Consider the following 19703-nt stretch of genomic DNA (forward strand, 5'->3'; position numbering starts at 1 on the left):
CCAAAGGCCCCCGTGGCCGCCGCGGTCAATAGCCTGTCATCTCCAGATAGCCGCGCCCGGTCCGGCTGCCCTCGATGCGGATCGGCCCCTCCCAGTAGGGCGGGTTGACGGCCATCCAGGATTGCGGGTTCAAGGCCTTGGTCGTGACGTCGATCCCATACTGGTCAAGCTCCAGCCGCCATTCGACCGGCACGGTCCGCCCCGCCACTTGCGCGGTCGTGAGCGGGGTCAGCTTCAGCGCACCGGGCGGTAATGCGGAGGGGGTGCCGTCGGCGTCGATCCAGGTGCCGGAGCTGTAGCCGCCCGCGCCATCGCGCAAGCGGAACCCCATCAGTCGCGCCCCGTCATCGAAGAGCAGCGAGAACCAGTCCCAGCCGGTCTGATCCGAGCCGAGCGGCTGGCTCGACCATTCCCGGTCGAGCCAGGCCTGCCCGGTGACCTGAACCGGACCAGAGGGCAGGTCGAGGCGCCCCTCGACACGGTAGAAGGGTTGCGAATAGTACATGCTCGCCTGACCCTGCGCGGATTTCACCGAATAGCCGTGATCGCCCTGCGGCACGATCGGTCCGTCGGTTGAGAGGTGCAGCTCATAGCCGAAATCGGCGCCCCGCGCCGCCACGTCCAGCCGCGCCAGTTGGTCCTGCCCTGCCGCGGCCTGCCCCTGCATCTGCCAGTCGTCGATCCATGCCTCGAACGGCTCTGCCTGCACACCCGCTTGTCCGATCCCGCCGCGCGCCAGCCTCTCGGCCACGAATTGCCGGTCCGGGGTCGTGACCCCTGCATGGCCGAGCCAGACCTGCGGACTGTCCCAGCCTCCGGCCTCACCGGGCGCCAGCGCGGTGCGGAACAGCGTCCATTGCGCGCCATACTCGGTGCCGTCCGGCCCGGTCAGCGTCGCGGTCAGGTACCACCATTCCACCCGGAACTCGGGATGGGCGCCGTGATCGGCGGGAAAGACCAACTCGCGGCGCTCGGGCAGGGCAAAACCCTCCGACGTCGTGCCAAGACCGGCAAAGCCCTGAGCGAGCACGGGCAGGGGCACCAGCAACGCAAGCAGCAGCGCCTTAGCGTTCATTGGCAAAGACCCCCAGAAGCCGCGCAGGAGCCATCCGGGCCAGACGCAGCGCAGGAACCAGCGCGGCGAGGCCCGCCGCGACCAGCGCCAGCCCGAGCAGCCGCAGCCAGTCGCCGGGAAAGACCTCCATGGGGAGCCGCCAACCGAAGGCTTCGACATTCACCACCGCCAGCAGCACCCAGGCCAGCGCCAGCCCGAGCGGCAAGGCGGCCGCAAAGGTGAAGAGCGCAAGTGCCAGCGACCGGACCAGTTCCAGCCGCGCCAACCGCGCCCGGGTCAGTCCCATCGCCCAGACCGGGGCGAGCTGCGGCAGACGCAGGCCGGCGAGCGTCAGAAGGCTTGCGAACAAGGCAAGCCCGGCAACGGCCAGCGTCAGCACGTTCAGTGCTGTCGTGACCGTGAAGGTCCGCTCGAAGATGCGCAGCGACTCCGCCTTGATTGCCGCCTGATCGACCAGCGCTTCGGGCGGCAGGGGGAAGCTGCGTGTCAGGCCTTCCACCAGTGCCTCCGTCTGCTCCGGGGGCAGGCGCAGCCCGAAGCGCAGATGCGGGACGTCCGGAAAACGCTTGTCGAAGGTCGAGAGCCCCATCAGCACCTGTGCGCGCGGATTGCCGTAGTCCGAATAGACGCCGACCACGGGCAAGGCCCCGTCCGGCAGGTCGATCCGGTCACCAAGGCTCATCCGGCCTTGCCGGAACATTTGTTCGTTCGCCAGAACCCCGCGACCGGTCGCGACCAGATCCCAGACGCCGGGCTGCGCTTCGAGCACCGGCCAATGGTCGCGGTAGGTGGCATGGTCGGCAACGCCGTAGATGTCACCCGGTCGGCCTGCAAGCACCGCCTCGACCCGGACAATGGGCAGGATCGCCTCTACCTTCGGTGCGAGCCAGTCGGTCAGACGCTTGGCCTCGGCCTCGTCCGCAGCGGTGAGGTAAAGCTCCGAGGCCAGCCTTTGGTCTAGCCAGCCGGTGAAGGTCGCGCGGAAGCTCGACACCATGGTTCCGACGCCGATATTGGCCGCCAGCGCGAGGAGCAAGGCCATCAGCGACAGGCTCAACCCCGGCACCTGCTGGCGCGTGTCGGCCCAGAACCACTCCGCCACGACACCTCGGGACAGGCGGCCCCCGGCGCGGGTGGCTGCGGCGAGGAACAGCGGCAGAAGGAGCGCGGCCCCGATCAGCAACGCTGCCAGCGCCCCGAATCCGGCCCAGAGGCCCGCACCCGGCCTGCCCAGGACAAGGAGGGCACAAAGGACCAACAGCACCGATCCCGCGGCGGCCTGACCCATCAGCGCCCGACCTCTGGCCCGTGCCCAGGCCCGCGGCTGGGCAGCGGTCAGAAGCGGCAGGCGCCAGAGATGCCAAAGCCCTTGTGCCGAAGCGATCAGCGTGCCGGCAAGGGCGATCCCCATCCCCGCCACCCACCATCCTGGCCGAAGGCTCAGCGTTCCCGGCACCTCGGCGCCGTAAAGCCCACGCAAGGTCGCCGCCACATCCGGCAGAAGCGCACCGGCCACGAGATAGCCCAGCAGCACGCCTGCCGTCCCGGCCAGAGCCCCAAGGATCAGCAGTTCCGCCAGCATGAGGCCCATCAGCAGGCGCGCCGGAACCCCTAGCGCCCGAAGCGTGCGGACCATCGTGCGCCGCTGCTCGAAGGCCAGTCCGATCGCCGAATGGACGATGAACAGCCCGACGGCGAACGCCAGAAACCCGAAGGCCGTCAGGTTGAGATGAAAGCTGTCGGTCAGCCGCGCGATGTCGCCCTGCTGCTCGGCCGAGCGGCGCACCAATCCGGTCACGACCGTGCCCGGATCGCCGGACCAGTCTGGCGCCAGCACCAACCGGTCCATCGCTTCGCCTCGACCCAGCAGACCCTGCGCGATGCCGATATCGGCCAAGGCCACGCCATCGGGAAGGTTTTCGTCCAGACGGACCGTCGGCAACGCCGACCCGGCCAGCCGCCGGGCCGTTTCGGCATTGGCAAGCAGCAGGCCCGGCGGGCGCAGGAACGCCGCAAGGTCACCGGCGCCGTTCAGGCCGTCCTGCCGCGCCTCGGCGGGCAGGGTCAGCGGTTCTATCCCGACCAGTCGAACGCTCAATCCCGGCAAACGCCCCTCGACCATGGGCGAGACCGGCCACCCGGCGCGACGCAACGCCACGTAGTCGGCCAGCGTCAGGGGTTGCCCGTCGGACCTGACGATCCGGTCGAGCCGGTTCTGGCCAAGCGCGGCCGCTGCACGGTCATAACTCGCCCGTGCCTCGGCATTGATCGCCTGCACCCCCGACCAGAGCGCAGTGGCGAGTGCCAGTCCGGCAAGCAGCATTGCAAGTTGCAGCGGATGTCGCCGCCAATGTGACAGAAGCGCGCCAAGCCCTGCCCGGATCATCGCAACCGGCCGCCGCTCAGATGCAGCCGCCGCCCGAGCCGGGCGGCCAGCCGCGCCGAATGCGTGACCATAAGCAGCGCGGCTCCGGTCCCGGCGACCAAGCGTAGCATGACCTCGATGACCGAGTCGCCCGTCGCCTCGTCAAGATTGCCGGTGGGCTCGTCCGCCAGCACCAGTCGTGGACGCACGGCCAGCGTCCGACCGATCGCCACGCGCTGCTGCTGCCCGCCCGACAGCTGTTCGGGATAGCGTCCAAGCAGGGATGCGAGCCCGAGATCGCGTGCCAGTTCTCCAGTCCAGGTCGGATCGTTCCGCCCTGCCAGTCGCGCCTGGAACGATAGGTTTTCGGCCACGGTCAGGGAGGGGATCAGGTTGAACTGCTGGAAGACAAGGCCAACCGTCCCGCGCCGCAGGGCTGCGCGACCGCCGTCACCCGCCGCAGCCAGATCCGTCCCGTCGAGCCGAACCGTGCCCGCATCGGCGAGGTCAAGCCCGGCTGCGAGATGCAGGAGCGTGCTCTTGCCGCTGCCCGACTCTCCGGTGAGGGCCAGCGTCTCACCCGCCGCAAGCGACAGATCGGCGCTGTCCAGCACCCGAAGCACCCCGTCTCCGGTGGCATAGGTCTTGGTCACGCCTTCGAACTGCAGAAGCATCGGTTCTCCGTTTCTGCCCGCGATGTAGCATGCCCATTCCTCCGGACCAGCGCCAATGCCGCCGGATCATCCTTTGGGTCCAAATATCCTCGTGCCGGCCCCGGGCGAGCAGCCGAAGTTGGGGGCGGAACGCCCGCGTCTGTCGTCGAAACCTCGCGCAATTCTGGCATTATCGCGGCGCCACCTCTGGTCCTACGCGCCTTTGCCGCGGCGTGGTGTTCTGGGCCATCTCTTTTTGACAGGAGGCCCAAATGGCCGTGACTCTAGGAAACGACATGACCGCCGTGGTCGAGGCCGACCGCGCCCATGTCTGGCACCACCTGATCCAGCACAAGCAGTTCGAGTCGATCGACCCGCGCGTGATGGTCGAAGGCAAGGGCATGAAGGTCTGGGATGCCAAGGGCAAGGAGCATCTCGATGCCGTGTCGGGCGGCGTCTGGACGGTCAACGTCGGCTACGGCCGCGAGTCGATCGCCAATGCCGTGCGCGACCAGTTGATCCAGATGTGCTACTTCGCCGGCGCCTCTGGCTCGATCCCCGGCGCGCTGTTCGCCCAGAAGCTCATCGAGAAGATGCCGGGCATGAGCCGGGTCTACTATGCCAACTCGGGGTCGGAAGCGAACGAGAAGGTCTTCAAGATGGTCCGCCAGATCGCGGCGCGCCATCACGGAGGCAAGAAATACAAGGTCCTCTACCGCGAGCGCGACTATCACGGCACCACCATCACCGCACTGTCCGCCTGCGGCCAGCCGCAGCGGGCGATGCAGTACGGCCCCTTCACACCGGGCTTCGTCGAAGTGCCGCATTGCCTGGAATACCGCAAGCAGTGGGACGTCGAGAACTACGGCGAGCGCGCCGCCGACGCGATCGAGGAAGTGATCCTGCGCGAGGGTCCCGATACGATCGGCGCAATCTGCCTTGAGCCGGTGACCGCCGGCGGCGGTGTGATCGAGCCGCCGAAGGGCTATTGGGAGCGGGTCCAGGAAATCTGCAAGAAGTACAACATCCTCATCCATATCGACGAGGTCGTCTGCGGCGTCGGCCGGACCGGCACGTGGTTCGGCTACCAGCAATACGGCATCAAGCCCGATTTCGTGACCATGGCCAAGGGCGTCGCCTCGGGCTATGCCGCCATCGCCTGCACCGTGACGACCGAGGAAGTGTTCAACCTCTTCAAGGACGATGCCAGCGATCCGCTCGGCTATTTCCGCGACATCTCGACCTTCGGCGGCTGTGCCTCGGGTCCGGCGGCGGCGCTGGAAAACATGCGGATCATCGAGGATGAGGGGCTGCTCGACAACACCACGAAGATGGGCGAGCGGATGCTGAACAACCTGCGTGGCCTGATGGAAAAGCACCGGGTGATCGGCGATGTGCGCGGCAAGGGCCTGTTCCTTGGCGCGGAACTGGTGGCCGACCGCAAGACCAAGGAACCGGCGGACGAGAAGATGGTCGCGGCCGTTGTCGCTGATTGCCTGGCGAACGGCGTCATCATCGGCATGACCAACCGCTCGATCCCCGGTCTGAACAACACGCTCTGCTTCAGCCCGGCCCTGATTGCCACGGCGGATGACATCGACCACATCACTAGGACGGTCGACAAGGCGCTGATCAAGGTCTTCAGCTGATCCTTCGATCTGCAATTGCCGCGCCCGTCAGGGCGCGGCAATCACCCTGACGAGATTTCCGTCCCGGTCCGCGCAGTCAAAGCCCGAGGCCGTGGCGGTGAGCGATACGCCCGCGCGCCGCAGGCGGCTAGCGGCCCGATCCGGATCTGGTAGTTCCAACACGTAGGCAATGATCCCCGCGGCCCCCGGGGGCGCGGGGATCAGCCGGTCGCCCGCCCATGTGTTGAGCGCCACGAGATGCGGGTGGTCAACGCGCCCGAGGTCACCAAAATGGTTCGCCGGGGCAAAGATGTTCGGCATAAGCCCGACCAGCCTGTAGAAGTCGTATGCCGCCGCAAGGTCGCGAGTTCGGAAGTGGATGTGGCCGTTGATCGTGCCATCAGGCATCTTCGCCTGCCTTTCGCCGCTGGCCACCTCTGCCCGCAACTCGGCCAGATCGAGCGGCTCGAAGATGGAATGAGGGACCCCGTCCCGCGTTAGCCCCTCCACCCTCCCGTCTACGGCGCGGATCGTTCCGCGCCCGGGGGTCAGGTGGGTCACCTCGATCTTGTTGCCGTCGGGATCGGCGATGTAGACCGACCGGCTCAGCAGGTGGTCCTGCCCGGAATGCCGCAGACCCGAGGCCGCGAAACGAACCGCCGCCTGTGCCAGGTCTGCGCTGGCGGGCACCTGCAGGGCGATATGGAAGAGGCCGAGCGCCATGTCCGGCATCGGTCCCGTCGCACCAGGGTGCAGGCGGATCAGGGGGCGACCGGGAAGACCCAGGATTGCGCCTTCGCCCGGCAGGCGGGTAAGGCCGACGATCGTCTGCCAGAACTCGGCACTCCGTTCGACGTCAGTGACCCTAAGATCGACCGGACCAAGGCGCGGACTGGGACTCGGTTCCGTCATTCTTGCCCCCCTGCTGATTGGGAAGGCTGCACGGCCCATGAAATTGCGTCAATAGCCGTGCCCCGGTCGCCGGGAAAGCCCGCTTGACGCGCGGCCCCGGACAGCGTCTCGATAGATCCAGTCCAATCGCGCCATGAGGCCAGAATGCCGATCCCGCCCGAAGCCTTCGTGCTGCCGCCCCATCGGGACGGCACGCTGCAACAGGCGATCCGGCGGATGGTGATCGACGGCATCCTGTCGGGAAGGTTCCGCCCCGGTGACCGCCTGCCGTCGAGCCGCGGGCTTGCCGATCACCTGGGGATCGCGCGGATCACGGTGACGCTGGCCTATGCAGAGTTGGTCGCGCAGGACTATCTCGCCGCGCGCGGTCGTTCGGGCTATTTCGTCTCCGACTCCGCGCCGCGCCCGTCCGAGGTTCCGGCCGGGGACCTGCCCGAGGTGACCGTCGATTTCGACACGCTGACCGGGCGGCGGTTTTCCCGCGCCGAGGGCGTCGACCGGCCGGCGGATTGGCGGCGATATCCCTATCCCTTCATCTACGGTCAGGCGGACCCGGCGCTGTTTGACCACCATAACTGGCGGCTTTGCGCGCTGAAGGCCCTCGGCCGGGCGGATTTCGAAACGCTGACCTCCGATCATTACGAGGAAGATGATCCGCTTCTCATCGAATACATCCTGCGCAACATTCTGCCGCGGCGGGGAATTGCCGCGCGACCCGAAGAAGTGCTGCTGACGATGGGGGCGCAGAACGCGATCTGGCTGACGGCGCAGGTGCTGCTGACCCGTGACCGGCGGGCAGTACTGGAGAATCCCTGCTATCCGGGCCTGCGCCGGATTCTCGGCCAGACCGCAGCCGAGACGCTGACGGTGGATGTGGACGGCGACGGGCTGCCGCCGGACCTTCTGCCGAAATGGATCGACGTGGTCTTCCTGACCGCGAGCCACCATTGCCCGACCAACGCGACCCTGCCGCTGGAGCGGCGGATGGCGCTGCTCGACAAGGCTGGGCGCGAGAACTTCCTGATTGTCGAGGACGACTACGAATTCGAGATGTCCTTCCTGAAACCCGCCTCGCCCTCGCTGAAATCGCTCGATCGCGAGGGGCGGGTGATCCATGTCGGGTCCTTCTCGAAGTCGATCTTTCCGGGGCTGAGGCTCGGCTATCTGGTCGGGCCGGCGGCCTTCATCCGCGAGGCGCGGGGGCTTCGCGCGACGGTCCTTCGCCATCCACCGGGCCATGTACAGCGGACGGCGGCCTATTTCCTGTCACTTGGCCATTACGACGCGCTCATCAACCGGATGAAGCAGGCCTATCGCCGGCGCCGCACGGTCATGGACGAGGCGATCGCCGCACAGGGGCTGACTGTGGCGGGGCAGGGAGGCTTCGGCGGGTCGAGCTTCTGGATGGAGGCACCTGCAGGGGTTGATACCGAGGTCCTCGCGGCGGATCTGCGGGCGGAGGGCGTGCTGATCGAACCGGGGCGGGCGTTCTACGCGCCGGGCACGGCACCCTCGAACCGCTACCGGCTCGCGTATTCCTCGATCGCACCCGGGAGAATTCCTGATGGGGTCGCCCTGATCGCACGGGCGATCGAGAAGGCCTGACGCGCCGTCTGGTTGAGAGCCCCGGGGGCGCTGCCCCCGGACCCCGGGATATTTGAGAGCAGAAAATGAAGTGATGGCGATCTGGACCTATATGGCCCTTCATGCTGGCCCTAAGGGTGCCGTAGGGTCGCGCATAGGGTACGCTGGACACAATCTGCCCTCCGGAGGAGCACCCCTATGAAGATGACCACCGAAGAAGCCTTCGTGAAGGTCCTGCAGCGGCACGGCATCGAGCATGTCTTCGGCATCATCGGGTCTGCCTTCATGCCGATCTCGGACATCTTCCCCAAGGCGGGCATCACCTTCTGGGACTGCGCGCATGAGGGCTCGGGCGGAATGATGGCGGATGGCTACACCCGCGCGACCGGCAAGATGTCGATGATGATCGCGCAGAACGGGCCGGGCATCACCAACTTCGTGACCGCTGTGAAGACTGCCTACTGGAACCATTCCCCGCTCCTTCTGGTCACACCGCAGGCCGCGAACAAGACCATCGGGCAAGGCGGCTTCCAGGAGGTCGAGCAGATGGCGGCCTTTAAGGATATGGTCTGCTACCAGGAAGAGGTGCGCGACCCTTCGCGCATCGCCGAGGTGCTGAACCGGGTGATCCTGCAGGCCAAGCGTCAGTCGGCCCCGGCCCAGATCAATGTGCCGCGGGACATGTTCACGCAGGTGATCGACATCGAATTGCCGGCCATCGTCGAGTTCGAGCGCCCCTCGGGCGGGGACGAGGCGCTGGCCCAGGCGGCGCAATTGCTCTCCACGGCGAAGTTCCCGGTGATCCTGAACGGGGCGGGCGTGGTTCTGGGCGGGGCGATCCCGGCCTCGATGGCGCTGGCCGAGCGGCTCGATGCGCCGGTCTGCGTCGGCTACCAGCACAACGACGCTTTTCCCGGCTCGCATCCGCTCTTTGCCGGACCTCTCGGCTACAACGGCTCCAAGGCAGGGATGGAACTGATCTCGCAGGCCGATGTGGTGCTTGCGCTAGGCACGCGGCTCAATCCGTTCTCGACGCTGCCGGGCTACGGCCTCGACTACTGGCCGAAGGATGCGAAGATCATCCAGGTCGATATCAACCCCAACCGGATCGGCCTTACCAAGAAGGTCGCGGTCGGGATCGTTGGCGACGCGAAGAAAGTGGCCGAAGGGATCCTGTCGCGGCTGTCGAAGACCGCAGGCGACGCGGGCCGGATAGAGCGCAAGGCCCTGATTCAGCAGAAGAAGGCGCGCTGGACGCAGGAACTGGCCAGCATGGATCACGAGGCCGACGATCCGGGCACCACCTGGAACCAGCGCGCGCGCTCGGCCAAGCCGGACTGGATGAGCCCGCGCATGGCCTGGCGGGCGATCTCGGCCGCGCTGCCGAAAGAGGCGATCATCTCCTCCGACATCGGCAACAACTGCGCCATCGGCAACGCCTATCCGTCCTTCGAGGCCGGGCGGAAGTACCTGGCGCCGGGCCTCTTCGGCCCCTGCGGCTACGGCCTGCCCTCGGTCGTGGGCGCCAAGATCGGCTGCCCAGACGTGCCGGTCGTCGGCTTTTCGGGCGACGGTGCCTTCGGCATCGCGGTCACGGAACTGACGGCGATCGGGCGCAAGGAATGGCCGGCGATCACCCAGATCGTCTTCCGCAACTACCAATGGGGGGCAGAGAAGCGGAACTCGACGCTGTGGTATGACGACAACTTCGTCGGTACCGAGCTGAACGAGCAGGTCTCCTATGCCGGGATCGCCAAGGCCTGCGGGCTGCAGGGCGTGGTGGCGCGCACGATGGAGGAGCTGACGGCGGCGCTGGCCAAAGCGATCGACGACCAGATGAACCACGGCAAGACCACGCTGATCGAGGCGATGATCAACCAGGAACTGGGCGAGCCCTTCCGCCGCGACGCGATGAAGAAACCGGTGGAGGTGGCGGGCATCGACCCGGCCGACATGCGTCCGCAGATCGTCTGATGCCCTTCGATCTGGGCCTGGGGTCGGTCCTGTGGATGTCGGCGGTGATCCTCGTCGCCGGCTTCGTACGGGGCTATTCGGGCTTTGGCTATTCGGCGATCGTCATCGCCGCCTCGAGCGTGGTGATGAGCCCGTTGCATTTCGTGGCGGTCGTGGTGATCCTCGAATTCGTCATGTCGCTGCAGGCGTGGAAAGGGGCAGGGCCGTCAGTCGACTGGAAGCGGGTCCTTTGCCTGCTGGCGGGGGCGGCCGTGGGGCTGCCTGCCGGGCTTTGGGCGCTGACGGCGATTTCCGAGAATGCGGCGCGGGCGGTGATCTCGGGCTATGTGCTTGCGATGTGCGTCCTTCTGCTCTTGGGCCTCAGGATGCGGGCCGAGGTGCGGGGCGTGCCGGCCAATGTTGGCGCGGGGCTGATCTCGGGCCTCGCCAATGCGCCGGGCATGGGCGGGCTGCCGGTCGCGGCCTTCTTCGCCGCGCAGCCGATGCAGGCGAACGTGTTTCGCGCGACGCTGATCGCCTATTTCCCGCTGCTCGATATCTATTCGGCACCGCTCTACTGGTGGCACGGGCTGGTAACCTGGGACACGCTCTGGGCCTCGCTCTATGCCTTGCCGCTGACGCTGGTCGGCAACTGGCTGGGCGGGCGGCATTTCTTCGGCACCGACCCGCAGGAGTTCCGCCGTTTTGCCATCCTGCTACTGGCAGCCCTCGCCCTGCTGGGTCTGGGTCGCGCCCTTATCTGATCCCATTGCGCAGAAACGTTCTGGGTCAGATGTCGAATTTGGAACGTCATTCCGGTCTTTTGGGCTGGTCAGGAACAAATGTCATCGCCAGAGTGGCGGCAAGGGACCGAGACAGTTGAGATGAGCCTGAGCCAGCCCGTTGTCGATACGTCGCCCTCCGTCTCGGACGAGGTGCGCAAGACCACCTGCTACATGTGCGCCTGCCGTTGCGGGATCAATGTGCATCTGAAGTCCGGCAAGGTGTCCTACATCGAGGGCAACCGCGACCATCCGATCAACAAGGGGGTGCTCTGCGGCAAGGGAGCTTCGGGCATCAAGCAGATCACCGCGCCGTCGCGGCTGAGCCAGCCCCTGCGTCGGGTCGGCCCGCGCGGGTCGGGGGCGTTCGAGCCGATCAGTTGGGACGAGGCGCTGGAGCTTGCGGTTGCCTGGATGAAGCCCCTGCGCGAGACGGCGCCGGAGAAGCTCGCCTTCTTCACCGGCCGCGACCAGAGCCAGAGCCTGACCGGCTTCTGGGCGCAAGGGTTCGGGACGCCGAACTATGCCGCGCATGGCGGCTTCTGCTCGGTCAACATGGCGGCGGGCGGGATCTACACGATGGGCGGCGCCTTCTGGGAGTTCGGGGCGCCGGATTGGGAGCGGACGAAGATGTTCGTCCTCTTCGGCGTGGCCGAGGACCATGACAGCAACCCGATCAAGATCGGCATCGGCAAGCTCAAGGACCGCGGCGCGAAAATCGTCTCGGTCAACCCGATCCGCACCGGCTACAACGCGGTGGCCGATGACTGGTTGCCGGTCACGCCGGGGACGGATGGCCTCTTGATCCTGTCGCTGATCCATTGCCTGCTCGAGGCCGGGAAGGTCGATCTCGGTTACCTCGCGCAGTTCACCAATGCCGCCTATCTGGTGGATTCCACCGACGGGCCGACGAAGGGCCTCTTCGTGAAGAACGCCGAGAGCCAGCCCTTCGTCATCGACCGGCGCACCGGCATGCCAGCCCCCTGGGACGGCAAGGGGGTGGAGCCCGACCTCGGTGCGGTCTGGCAGGGGCACCGGACAGTGTTCCAGCATATGGCCGAGCGGTATCTGTCCCCCGACTACGCGCCCGAAACGGTGGCAGCAGCGGTCGGCATCCCGGCTGCCCGCATCCGCGGTCTGGCGGCGGACCTCGCTCGGGTGGCCTTCGACGAGGCGATCGTTCTTGACCGCGAATGGACGGATTTCCGCGGGAATGTGCACCAGACCATGCCGGGGCGCCCCGTCTCCTTCCACGCCATGCGCGGAATCTCGGCCCATTCGAACGGCTTCCAGACGGCGCGGGCGCTGCATCTTCTCCAGATCGTGCTTGGCGCGGTCGAGACGCCCGGAAGCTGGCGGATGAAGCCGCCCTATCCCAAGCCCGTCGAGGCGCATCCGACACCGCATTTCGAGGCCGTTCCGGGCAAACCGCTGTCGGGGCCGCATCTGGGCTATGTCCGCTCGCCCGAACAGCTCGCGCTCAAGGCTGATGGCAGCCCGGCGCGGATCGACAAGGGGTTCAGCTGGGAGAACCCGTTCTCGGCCCATGGGCTGATGCATATGGTCATCCCGAACGCCGCCGCGGGCGATCCCTACCGGATCGACACGCTGTTTCTCTACATGGCGAACATGGCGTGGAACTCCTCCATGAACACCGAGAAGGTGATGGAGATGCTCACGGCCAAGGGCGAGGATGGCGAATATGTCATCCCGCGCATCATCTATTCCGACGCCTATGCGTCAGAGACTGTGGCTTATGCCGACCTGATCCTGCCCGACACGACTTATGTCGAGCGCCACGACTGCATCAGCCTGCTCGACCGCCCGATCAGCGAGCCGGACGCGGCGGGCGACGCGATCCGCTGGCCGGTGGTCGAGCCCGACCGCGACGTGCGCGGCTTCCAGTCGGTGCTGATCGACCTTGGCGCGCGACTGGGGCTGCCGGGATTTGTCACGCCAGAGGGCAAGCCGCTCTATCGCGACTATGCCGACTACATCGCCAACCACCAGCGCCGCCCCGGGGTGGGGCCGCTGATGGGCTTCCGTGGCAATGGCGACCTGACGGGCCGAGGGGCGCCGAACCCGGATCAGGTGCAGCGCTACATCGAGAATGGCAGCTTCTTTCAGGCGCATGTGCCGGAAGAGGCCGCCTTCTACAAACCCTGGAACGCCGCATATCAGGACTGGGCCGTGGCCATGGGCTTCTACGAAAGCCCGCAGCCCTATCTCTTCAGCATCTGGTCCGAACCGATGCGCCGGTTCCAGTTGGCCGCCGAAGGGCATGGCCATCCGCAGCCCCCCGACGCCCTGCGCGAGCGGCTGAAGGTGGCGATGGACCCGCTGCCGCTCTGGTATCCGCCCTATGGCGAGACGGCGGGTGCGGCCTATCCGATCCATGCGCTGACACAGCGGCCGATGCACATGTACCATAGCTGGGGCAGCCAGAACGCCTGGCTGCGCCAGATCACCGGCAAGAACTACCTCTACGTTCCGACCAAGATCTGGCGCGAGCAGGGCTTCCGCGACGGCGACTGGGCGCGGGTGACCTCGCCCTCGGGCACGATCACCGTGCCGGTGGCACATATGGCCGCGCTGAACGAGAATACCGTCTGGACCTGGAACGCCATCGGCAAGCGCCGGGGCGCATGGGCGCTCGACAAGGATGCGACCGAGGGGACGAAGGGGTTCCTGCTGAACCACCTCATCAACGAGCTTCTGCCCGAACAGGGCGACGGCATGCGATGGTCGAACTCCGACCCCGTCACCGGGCAGGCCGCCTGGTTCGACCTGAGGGTGCGGATCGAGCGGGTCGAGCCGCAGGCGATCGTCCAGCCGAACTTCCCGACCCTGCCTTTTCCGGGAGGGCGCGCATGACCCAATTGCCCGCCACCACCGCGAAGAAGCTCGGCCTTGTCATCGACCTTGACACCTGCGTTGGCTGCCAGGCCTGCGTGACCGCCTGCAAGGGCTGGAACGACCAGGGCTACGGCGTACCGCTGTCGGACCAAAGCCCTTATGGATCAGACCCTTCGGGGACGTTCCTCAATCGCGTCCACAGCTACGAGGTCCAGCCCGAGGCCGGACCCGCGCAGATCGTCAACTTCCCCCGCTCGTGCCTGCATTGCGAGGACGCCCCTTGCGTTACCGTCTGCCCGACGGGAGCGAGCTACAAGCGAGCCGAGGACGGCATCGTGCTGGTGAACGAGGATGCCTGCATCGGCTGTGGGCTTTGTGCCTGGGCCTGCCCCTACGGCGCGCGAGAGCTCGACGCGGCGGCGGGGGTGATGAAGAAATGCACCCTCTGTGTCGACCGGATATACAACGAGAACCTGCCCGAGGAGGATCGCGAGCCTGCCTGCGTCCGCACCTGTCCGACCGGTGCGCGGCATTTCGGCGACTTCGCCGATCCGACGAGCCACGTCAGCCGCCTCGCGGCCGAGCGCGGCGGCTTCGACCTGATGCCCGAAATGGCGACGAAACCCACGAACAAGTACCTGCCGCCTCGCAAGAAGGCCGCGCCGGACGAGGCGTCGCTGCTCGCGCCGCTGCTGGATGTCCAGGCGACGGGTTTTGCCGGATGGCTCGATAGGGTTCTGGGGAAAATCTGAATGCATCCAGCCCCTTCCGTCATTGTCTTCACAGTTCTCTCGGGCCTCGGCTTCGGCTTTCTCACCTATCTGAACCTCGGGCTGATCCTGCCGCAGGGCCTGGGCGGGTTCCTGGCCTTCGCCATCGGCTATGCCTTTGCCATCGGCGGCCTGATTGCCTCGACCTTCCATCTAGGCCATCCGGAACGGGCGATCCGCGCCTTCACGCAATGGCGCACAAGCTGGCTCAGCCGCGAGGGTTGGGCGGCGGTTCTGGCGCTGCTTGCCACCGCGCCGGTGGCGCTCGGAGCCATGGGCGGGGCCCGACCCGGTCTGCTGGGGCTCATCGCGGCGCTCCTCTGCTTGGCCACAATTGGCTGCACGTCGATGATCTATGCCCAGCTCAAGACCGTCCCGCGCTGGAACCACTGGACCACGCCGGCGCTGTTCTTCGCCTTTGCCCTGACAGGGGGGGCGATCCTGTCAGACCTCGCCGTTCTGTCGGCCGTCCTGAGCCTTGGCCTGACGGCGCTTCTGGCCGTCGCCTTTGCCCAGGGCGAGCGCCGCTTTGCCGAGGCCGGCGCTAGCCTCGCCAGCGCGACCGGCCTCGGTGCGATCGGACAGGTGCGCGTCTTCGAGCAGGCCCATACCGCCGGAAACTACCTTCTGCGCGAGATGATCCATGTCGTCGGCCGCAAGCATGCCCGGAAGCTGCAGACCATCGCCCTGATCGCCACAGTGCTTCCCGCCGCCATTCTGCTCCTGCTTCCAGGCGGGTTGGTGACAGTGCTGCTGGCTCTCGCCGCCCACCTGACCGGCGCCTTTGCCGCACGATGGCTGTTCTTCGCCCAGGCCGAACACGTCGTCGGCACTTACTACGGAAAACGCTGACCGCACCCTTACCTGCTGGAACCCTATCGACGTGGGCGATAGCTTCCCCGCAACAGTGGCGTGGAAGGGGCGACGGATGGGCGAACCAGTCGTGGACCGGTACAGGCGGGCAGCCCGGACGATCCGGCCGCTGCTTGCGGTGCATCTGGTCCTGAGGCTGATGGGCGTTGCAGTCATGACGCCGCTGGCGGTTCTTGCGATTGCCGAGGCGATGCGCGTGACCGGGCGGACAGGGATCACCGACAAGGACATCGTCTGGTTCTTCTACCTTCTGCCTGGCACGCTGACGCTTCTGGCCTTCGGGGCCCTGGCGGTGCTGGCTGCGGTGCTCGACATTACGCTGATGTCGGTGGTGCTGGCCGCCCGCGAAACCCGGGCAACAGTGGGTGTCGCGCTGGCAATCGGCGTCCTGCGCCGGATGCCCGGACGGGTCCTCGGCAGTTGCGGCCACCTGGCATTGCGCCTGATCTGGGCCGCGCTGCCCTACGTTGCCGGCCTGATGCTGGTTCAGAGGCTCGGGCTGCGTCGGCATGAGCTCGACTACTATCTGGTGACGTGGCCGCCAGAGTTCATGCTGGCCATGCTGATCGCGGTGGCGCTGGCCGCGGGTCTGGTCCGCGCGGTGACAAGGCGTCTCGCAGAGGCAGGAATCGGGCCGCTTCTGGCCCTGTCCGGGCAAAGGCCGGTCCAGAGCTGCCTTGATGAAAAGGCGCGGATCCTGAGCGGTGTACAGCCCGAACTGCGCCGCCGGATCGCAATCTGGGCCGCCATCAAGCTGATCCTTGTCTTTGCGGTGACAGCCGTCATGGCGGGGCTGACGGGCACGCTGCCTGGCCTTTTCGGCGCGGACTTGCGGCAGGCGGCCGCCGTCGTGGCGGGGATGCTCGCCCTTTGGGCGGTGCTGGCGTCGCTGGTGGCGGCGCTGTCGAATGGGGCCCTGGCGGGGCTGTTGCTGGAGGCGTATGACGTCGCTGGCGGCGGCGCACTTCCGCAGGACCGGGCCAAGGTGGGGCCGAGCGTGATCCTGCTTCTCGGAGCTGGCCTGATCGTCGTGATCTCTGCCGTCACCGCACCCCGGCTGATCCCGACCTTCGTCCAGACCCCGGACATCCAGATCGTCGCTCGGCCTGATTTTTCCGCGCAGGGAAATCCAGGGGTCGCGGCCGGGATCCGGAGCGCCATTGCCTCGGATGCAGACTGGATCCTGATCGGGCTGAGATCGGGCCCCGACGGATCGATTGCGCTGGCCTCCGGCGGGCAGGAAGATCCTGCCGATCTCCGGGATGTTCTGGAACTGGCCGCGGCCGCGGGAGCGAGGCTTCTCTTCGATCTGGATGTCGAAGGGGACGCGGGTGCGATGGCAAGGCAATTGTCCGACTTGGTCGATGACGCCGGCATGGCGGGATCGGTCGCGGTCATGTCGCCAAACATCGCGGTCATTAACCAGATGCGGCTTCTGCGCCCCGGATGGCGGACGGGTGTCAGGGCGATCTGGCCGATGGGCGACTTGTCGGGCCTCGACGTCGATTTCCTCGCGCTGAATTCCGGACAGGTGACGATGAAGCGGATCTGGCGCGCGAAGTCGGCGGGCAAGGAGATCTATGCCTGGCCCGCCGATCGGCCGCTGATCATTACGCGGGTCATCGAGCAGGGCGTGAACGGCGTCGTCACCGCCGATCCGGCGCTCGCCAGCCAGATTGCCGAGGCACATGGAGGCTTGCCGCTCACCGACCGGCTGCTTTTGTGGCTTGCGGGGCGGCTGAACCCCGCAAGCCTGCGGCTGGCAGAGCCGTCGGAGATGCACTGACACGCTGGCAGACCTTGGCTGCATTCGCTAGCGTTCAAGGGGACACTTTGTGACGAGGATGGGGCGTGTCGTACGCGTTCATGGATCTCGGCCTCTCGGCTGCGCTTTTCCTGCTGATGCTCGCCATGCTGCTGCTCGGCGCCTCGATGGGCCGGCGCCGCCGGGAAAAGGTCGGGACGGAGGTGTCGGGGGCGGGCGCCGTCGACGGAGCGGTCTATGCGCTGCTCGGCCTTCTTGTCGCCTTCACCTTCTCGGGGGCCGCGTCGCGTTTCGATGAGCGGCGCAGTCTGATCGTCGAAGAGGCGAACGATATCGGCACCGCCTATCTGCGACTGGACCTGTTGCCGGCCGACGCACAGCCGGGCCTGAGGGATCTGATGCGTCGCTACACCGAGTCCCGTTTGAAGGTGTACCAAACCCTGCCGGACCTCGAGGCGTCCTATGAAGAGCTGGCGCTGTCACAGCAGCTTCAGTCCCAGATCTGGACCCGTGCGCTGGAGGCTTCCCGCCGTCCGGGGCAGGATACAGCCGCGACCATGCTGTTGCTTCCGGCGCTGAACGCGATGTTCGACATCACAACGACCCGGACCATGGCCTCACTCAAGCATCCTCCCAAGGCGATCTTCGGGATGCTGTTCGCCATCTGCCTGCTCGGCGCGATGCTGGCCGGCTTCAACATGGGGCTGGGTGGCAGGGTAAGCCTTTTGCATGCCGTCACCTTTCCCGCGGTGATGTCGATCGCCGTCAACCTGATCCTGGACATGGAACATCCAAGGCTGGGGCTGATCACCGTCGACAGCTTCGATCAGGTGATTGCCGACACGCTTGCCAACATGACGCCCAAGCCGGACTGACGCAGGTCAGAGCACGACGATGCCCGAATGCTTGGCCTTTTCCTCGGGTTCGACGTGGATCGTGATGATGGCGTTGTCGATCACGGTCTTGATCGCGGTCTCGACCCTGTCACACATCGTATGGGCCTCGCTGACGCTGAGCGCCCCGGGCACCACGAGATGGAACTCGATGAAGGTTGCCTGGCCGGCGTGACGGGTGCGTAGGTCATGCGCCTCGACCGCGCCTGCGGCTTCGGTCGAAATCGCCGCGCGGACCTTGCGCAATGTGTCGTCGGCAACGGATTCGTCCATCAGGCCGCTGAGTGACTCCTCCATGACCTTCCATCCTGACCAGAGGATGTTCAGCGCGACGATGGCGGCCATGCCGGGATCAAGGAGCGGCCAGCCTGTCTCGATCGCCAGAAGCACGCCGATCGTGACGCCGACAGACGAGATCACGTCGGAGAGAAGATGCTTTCCATCTGCCACCAGTGCGGGAGAGCGCAGGCGGCGGCCCTGGCGGATCAGGATCCAGCACCAGGCGGCGTTGATGACGCTGGCCAGCATGTTCACCGCAATGCCGGACAGGGGCGCGTCGAGGACACGCGGGGTGATGAAGCCGTGCCACGCCTCGCGCAGGATCAGGAGAGCGGCAACGATGATGAGCGCGCCCTCAATGATTGCACTGAAGAACTCTGCCTTGTGGTGTCCATAGGGATGGTTGGCGTCCGCGGGCCGTGCGGCGACCCGGATCGCGATCAGCGCGGCGATGGCGGTGGCAACGTTGACCGTGCTTTCAAGTGCATCCGAGAACAGCGCGATAGAGCCCGTCATCTGCCAGGACAGGAGCTTCAGCCCCAGCACGACCAGGCCCACGACAATGCTGCCGGTCGCAAGTTGCATCGTCCTGGTCATTGCGAGTCTCCGGCCGCGTTGCCGGTGCCTTTAGCGGTGGGGGAAGGGTGAATCAAGCCCTTGATAATGAATGATAATGCTTCGCATCTTCAACCGCTGCCGCCTTGCTGCAATGCGGCGGGCTAACCCATTGATCTTTGGGCCTTAGCGAAGGCGCCGCGAGAGTGCTCACATTAACTGATCTAGATCATTGAGACTTTGGGCGCCATCCGCACTAAGGTGAATTTGACCTGCCGAACATCAGGTTCTCCTGAGATTCGACAAGACACCAAGGAGGGTGATCATGACCACCGACATCCATCCGCTTGCGCCGCATGTTGTTCCGTTCTTCATCACGCCGCCGGGCGAGACAGACGGGCTGTTGGTTTTTGCGATCCTTTTCATGGTGGCGGCGGTTCTGAGCGTGGGGCTTCTGTATCTGCACCTCCATTCGATTCCCGAGCGGATGATGCACCAGAAGGCGAACAAGGTTCAGTTCGAGATCGTCGCGGTTCTGGCTCTGCTTGCGCTGTTCACCCACATCAACATTTTTTGGGTGGCGGCGCTGCTTCTGGCGATGATCACCATTCCGGATTTCGCCACGCCGGTGCAGTCGATGGCAGAGTCTCTGGCGCGGATGGCAGGGCGCCAGGGAGACGGGACGCCGCCGCCCGCCGCCGGGCCGGAAGATCCGCCGCCCGCAGCGGACCCCTCTGCCGACGCGAAGGGGGCCTGAGCC

The 19703-nt window shown here is 66.3% G+C and carries 15 protein-coding genes; 10 read left to right on the forward strand and 5 right to left on the reverse strand.

From position 1 onward, the window contains the following. Positions 1–25 precede the first annotated feature (25 nt). Genes L0V05_RS18880 through L0V05_RS18890 form a run of 3 tightly spaced genes read right to left on the reverse strand, consistent with a single transcriptional unit; the run spans position 26 to position 4114 of the window. Positions 26–1075 carry a lipocalin-like domain-containing protein gene (locus L0V05_RS18880; protein ID WP_234873049.1) on the reverse strand — a complete coding sequence of 350 codons (1050 nt, stop codon included), beginning with the start codon at positions 1073–1075 and terminating at the stop codon, positions 26–28. Further along, the gene (locus L0V05_RS18885; protein ID WP_234873050.1) at positions 1065–3461 is read right to left on the reverse strand and encodes an ABC transporter permease; all 2397 of its coding nucleotides are present in this window, start codon (positions 3459–3461) and stop codon (positions 1065–1067) included. Before L0V05_RS18885 ends, L0V05_RS18880 begins: the two co-directional genes overlap by 11 nt. After that, a complete protein-coding gene (locus L0V05_RS18890; protein ID WP_234873051.1) occupies positions 3458–4114 on the reverse strand; it encodes an ABC transporter ATP-binding protein in 657 nt (218 codons plus the stop codon). The genes L0V05_RS18885 and L0V05_RS18890 overlap by 4 nt, the downstream gene beginning before the upstream one ends. A gap of 251 nt (positions 4115–4365) precedes the next feature. On the opposite strand from L0V05_RS18890, the gene tpa reads away from it, so the two are divergent. Continuing rightward, a complete protein-coding gene (gene tpa / locus L0V05_RS18895) occupies positions 4366–5742 on the forward strand; it encodes a hypotaurine--pyruvate aminotransferase Tpa (protein WP_234873052.1) in 1377 nt (458 codons plus the stop codon). 27 nt (positions 5743–5769) lie between these two features. On the opposite strand, the gene L0V05_RS18900 is transcribed toward tpa, so the two are convergent. After that, a complete protein-coding gene (locus L0V05_RS18900) occupies positions 5770–6633 on the reverse strand; it encodes a VOC family protein (RefSeq protein ID WP_234873053.1) in 864 nt (287 codons plus the stop codon). Between the two features lie 144 nt (positions 6634–6777). On the opposite strand from L0V05_RS18900, the gene pdxR reads away from it, so the two are divergent. The 8 genes from pdxR (at position 6778) to L0V05_RS18940 (ending at position 18091) form a co-directional block, all read left to right on the forward strand. Next, positions 6778–8238 carry a MocR-like pyridoxine biosynthesis transcription factor PdxR gene (gene pdxR, locus L0V05_RS18905; protein WP_234873054.1) on the forward strand — a complete coding sequence of 487 codons (1461 nt, stop codon included), beginning with the start codon at positions 6778–6780 and terminating at the stop codon, positions 8236–8238. A 177-nt stretch (positions 8239–8415) separates the two neighbouring features. Continuing rightward, positions 8416–10191 (forward strand): sulfoacetaldehyde acetyltransferase, encoded by a 1776-nt coding sequence (gene xsc, locus L0V05_RS18910; protein WP_234873055.1) that lies wholly within the window; start codon positions 8416–8418, stop codon positions 10189–10191. Beyond that, positions 10191–10934, forward strand: a complete 744-nt coding sequence (locus L0V05_RS18915) for a sulfite exporter TauE/SafE family protein (RefSeq protein WP_234873056.1) — start codon at positions 10191–10193, stop codon at positions 10932–10934. The genes xsc and L0V05_RS18915 overlap by 1 nt, the downstream gene beginning before the upstream one ends. 120 nt (positions 10935–11054) lie before the next feature. After that, on the forward strand, positions 11055–13826 hold the full coding sequence (locus L0V05_RS18920) for a molybdopterin oxidoreductase family protein (RefSeq protein WP_234873057.1): 2772 nt from the start codon (positions 11055–11057) through the stop codon (positions 13824–13826). After that, on the forward strand, positions 13823–14560 hold the full coding sequence (locus L0V05_RS18925) for a 4Fe-4S dicluster domain-containing protein (RefSeq protein WP_234873058.1): 738 nt from the start codon (positions 13823–13825) through the stop codon (positions 14558–14560). The genes L0V05_RS18920 and L0V05_RS18925 overlap by 4 nt, the downstream gene beginning before the upstream one ends. Beyond that, positions 14561–15430, forward strand: coding sequence for a dimethyl sulfoxide reductase anchor subunit family protein (locus L0V05_RS18930; protein WP_234873059.1), 870 nt, complete (start codon positions 14561–14563; stop codon positions 15428–15430). Positions 15431–15506: 76 nt separating this feature from the next. After that, positions 15507–17237 carry a PI-PLC domain-containing protein gene (locus L0V05_RS18935; protein WP_234873060.1) on the forward strand — a complete coding sequence of 577 codons (1731 nt, stop codon included), beginning with the start codon at positions 15507–15509 and terminating at the stop codon, positions 17235–17237. A gap of 65 nt (positions 17238–17302) precedes the next feature. Next, the gene (locus L0V05_RS18940; RefSeq protein WP_234873061.1) at positions 17303–18091 is read left to right on the forward strand and encodes a bestrophin-like domain; all 789 of its coding nucleotides are present in this window, start codon (positions 17303–17305) and stop codon (positions 18089–18091) included. 6 nt (positions 18092–18097) lie between these two features. Here the strand turns inward: L0V05_RS18940 and L0V05_RS18945 are convergent, their stop codons facing one another. Continuing rightward, positions 18098–18985, reverse strand: coding sequence for a cation diffusion facilitator family transporter (locus L0V05_RS18945; protein ID WP_234873062.1), 888 nt, complete (start codon positions 18983–18985; stop codon positions 18098–18100). 283 nt (positions 18986–19268) lie between these two features. On the opposite strand from L0V05_RS18945, the gene L0V05_RS18950 reads away from it, so the two are divergent. Further along, complete coding sequence (locus L0V05_RS18950; RefSeq protein WP_234873063.1) at positions 19269–19700, forward strand: hypothetical protein; 432 nt, start codon at positions 19269–19271, stop codon at positions 19698–19700. Positions 19701–19703: the final 3 nt, after the last annotated feature.

The sequence above is a fragment of the Alitabrizicola rongguiensis genome (assembly GCF_021491355.1).
Taxonomy (GTDB): Bacteria; Pseudomonadota; Alphaproteobacteria; order Rhodobacterales; family Rhodobacteraceae; genus Aliitabrizicola; species Aliitabrizicola rongguiensis.

Coding starts and splice junctions, on each gene's coding strand:
- L0V05_RS18880 (WP_234873049.1), bottom strand. CDS start 1,075: ATGAACGCTAAGGCGCTGCTGCTTGCGTTGCTGGTGCCCCTGCCCGTG.
- L0V05_RS18885 (WP_234873050.1), bottom strand. CDS start 3,461: ATGATCCGGGCAGGGCTTGGCGCGCTTCTGTCACATTGGCGGCGACAT.
- L0V05_RS18890 (WP_234873051.1), bottom strand. CDS start 4,114: ATGCTTCTGCAGTTCGAAGGCGTGACCAAGACCTATGCCACCGGAGAC.
- tpa (WP_234873052.1), top strand. CDS start 4,366: ATGGCCGTGACTCTAGGAAACGACATGACCGCCGTGGTCGAGGCCGAC.
- L0V05_RS18900 (WP_234873053.1), bottom strand. CDS start 6,633: ATGACGGAACCGAGTCCCAGTCCGCGCCTTGGTCCGGTCGATCTTAGG.
- pdxR (WP_234873054.1), top strand. CDS start 6,778: ATGCCGATCCCGCCCGAAGCCTTCGTGCTGCCGCCCCATCGGGACGGC.
- xsc (WP_234873055.1), top strand. CDS start 8,416: ATGAAGATGACCACCGAAGAAGCCTTCGTGAAGGTCCTGCAGCGGCAC.
- L0V05_RS18915 (WP_234873056.1), top strand. CDS start 10,191: ATGCCCTTCGATCTGGGCCTGGGGTCGGTCCTGTGGATGTCGGCGGTG.
- L0V05_RS18920 (WP_234873057.1), top strand. CDS start 11,055: ATGAGCCTGAGCCAGCCCGTTGTCGATACGTCGCCCTCCGTCTCGGAC.
- L0V05_RS18925 (WP_234873058.1), top strand. CDS start 13,823: ATGACCCAATTGCCCGCCACCACCGCGAAGAAGCTCGGCCTTGTCATC.
- L0V05_RS18930 (WP_234873059.1), top strand. CDS start 14,561: ATGCATCCAGCCCCTTCCGTCATTGTCTTCACAGTTCTCTCGGGCCTC.
- L0V05_RS18935 (WP_234873060.1), top strand. CDS start 15,507: ATGGGCGAACCAGTCGTGGACCGGTACAGGCGGGCAGCCCGGACGATC.
- L0V05_RS18945 (WP_234873062.1), bottom strand. CDS start 18,985: ATGACCAGGACGATGCAACTTGCGACCGGCAGCATTGTCGTGGGCCTG.
- L0V05_RS18950 (WP_234873063.1), top strand. CDS start 19,269: ATGACCACCGACATCCATCCGCTTGCGCCGCATGTTGTTCCGTTCTTC.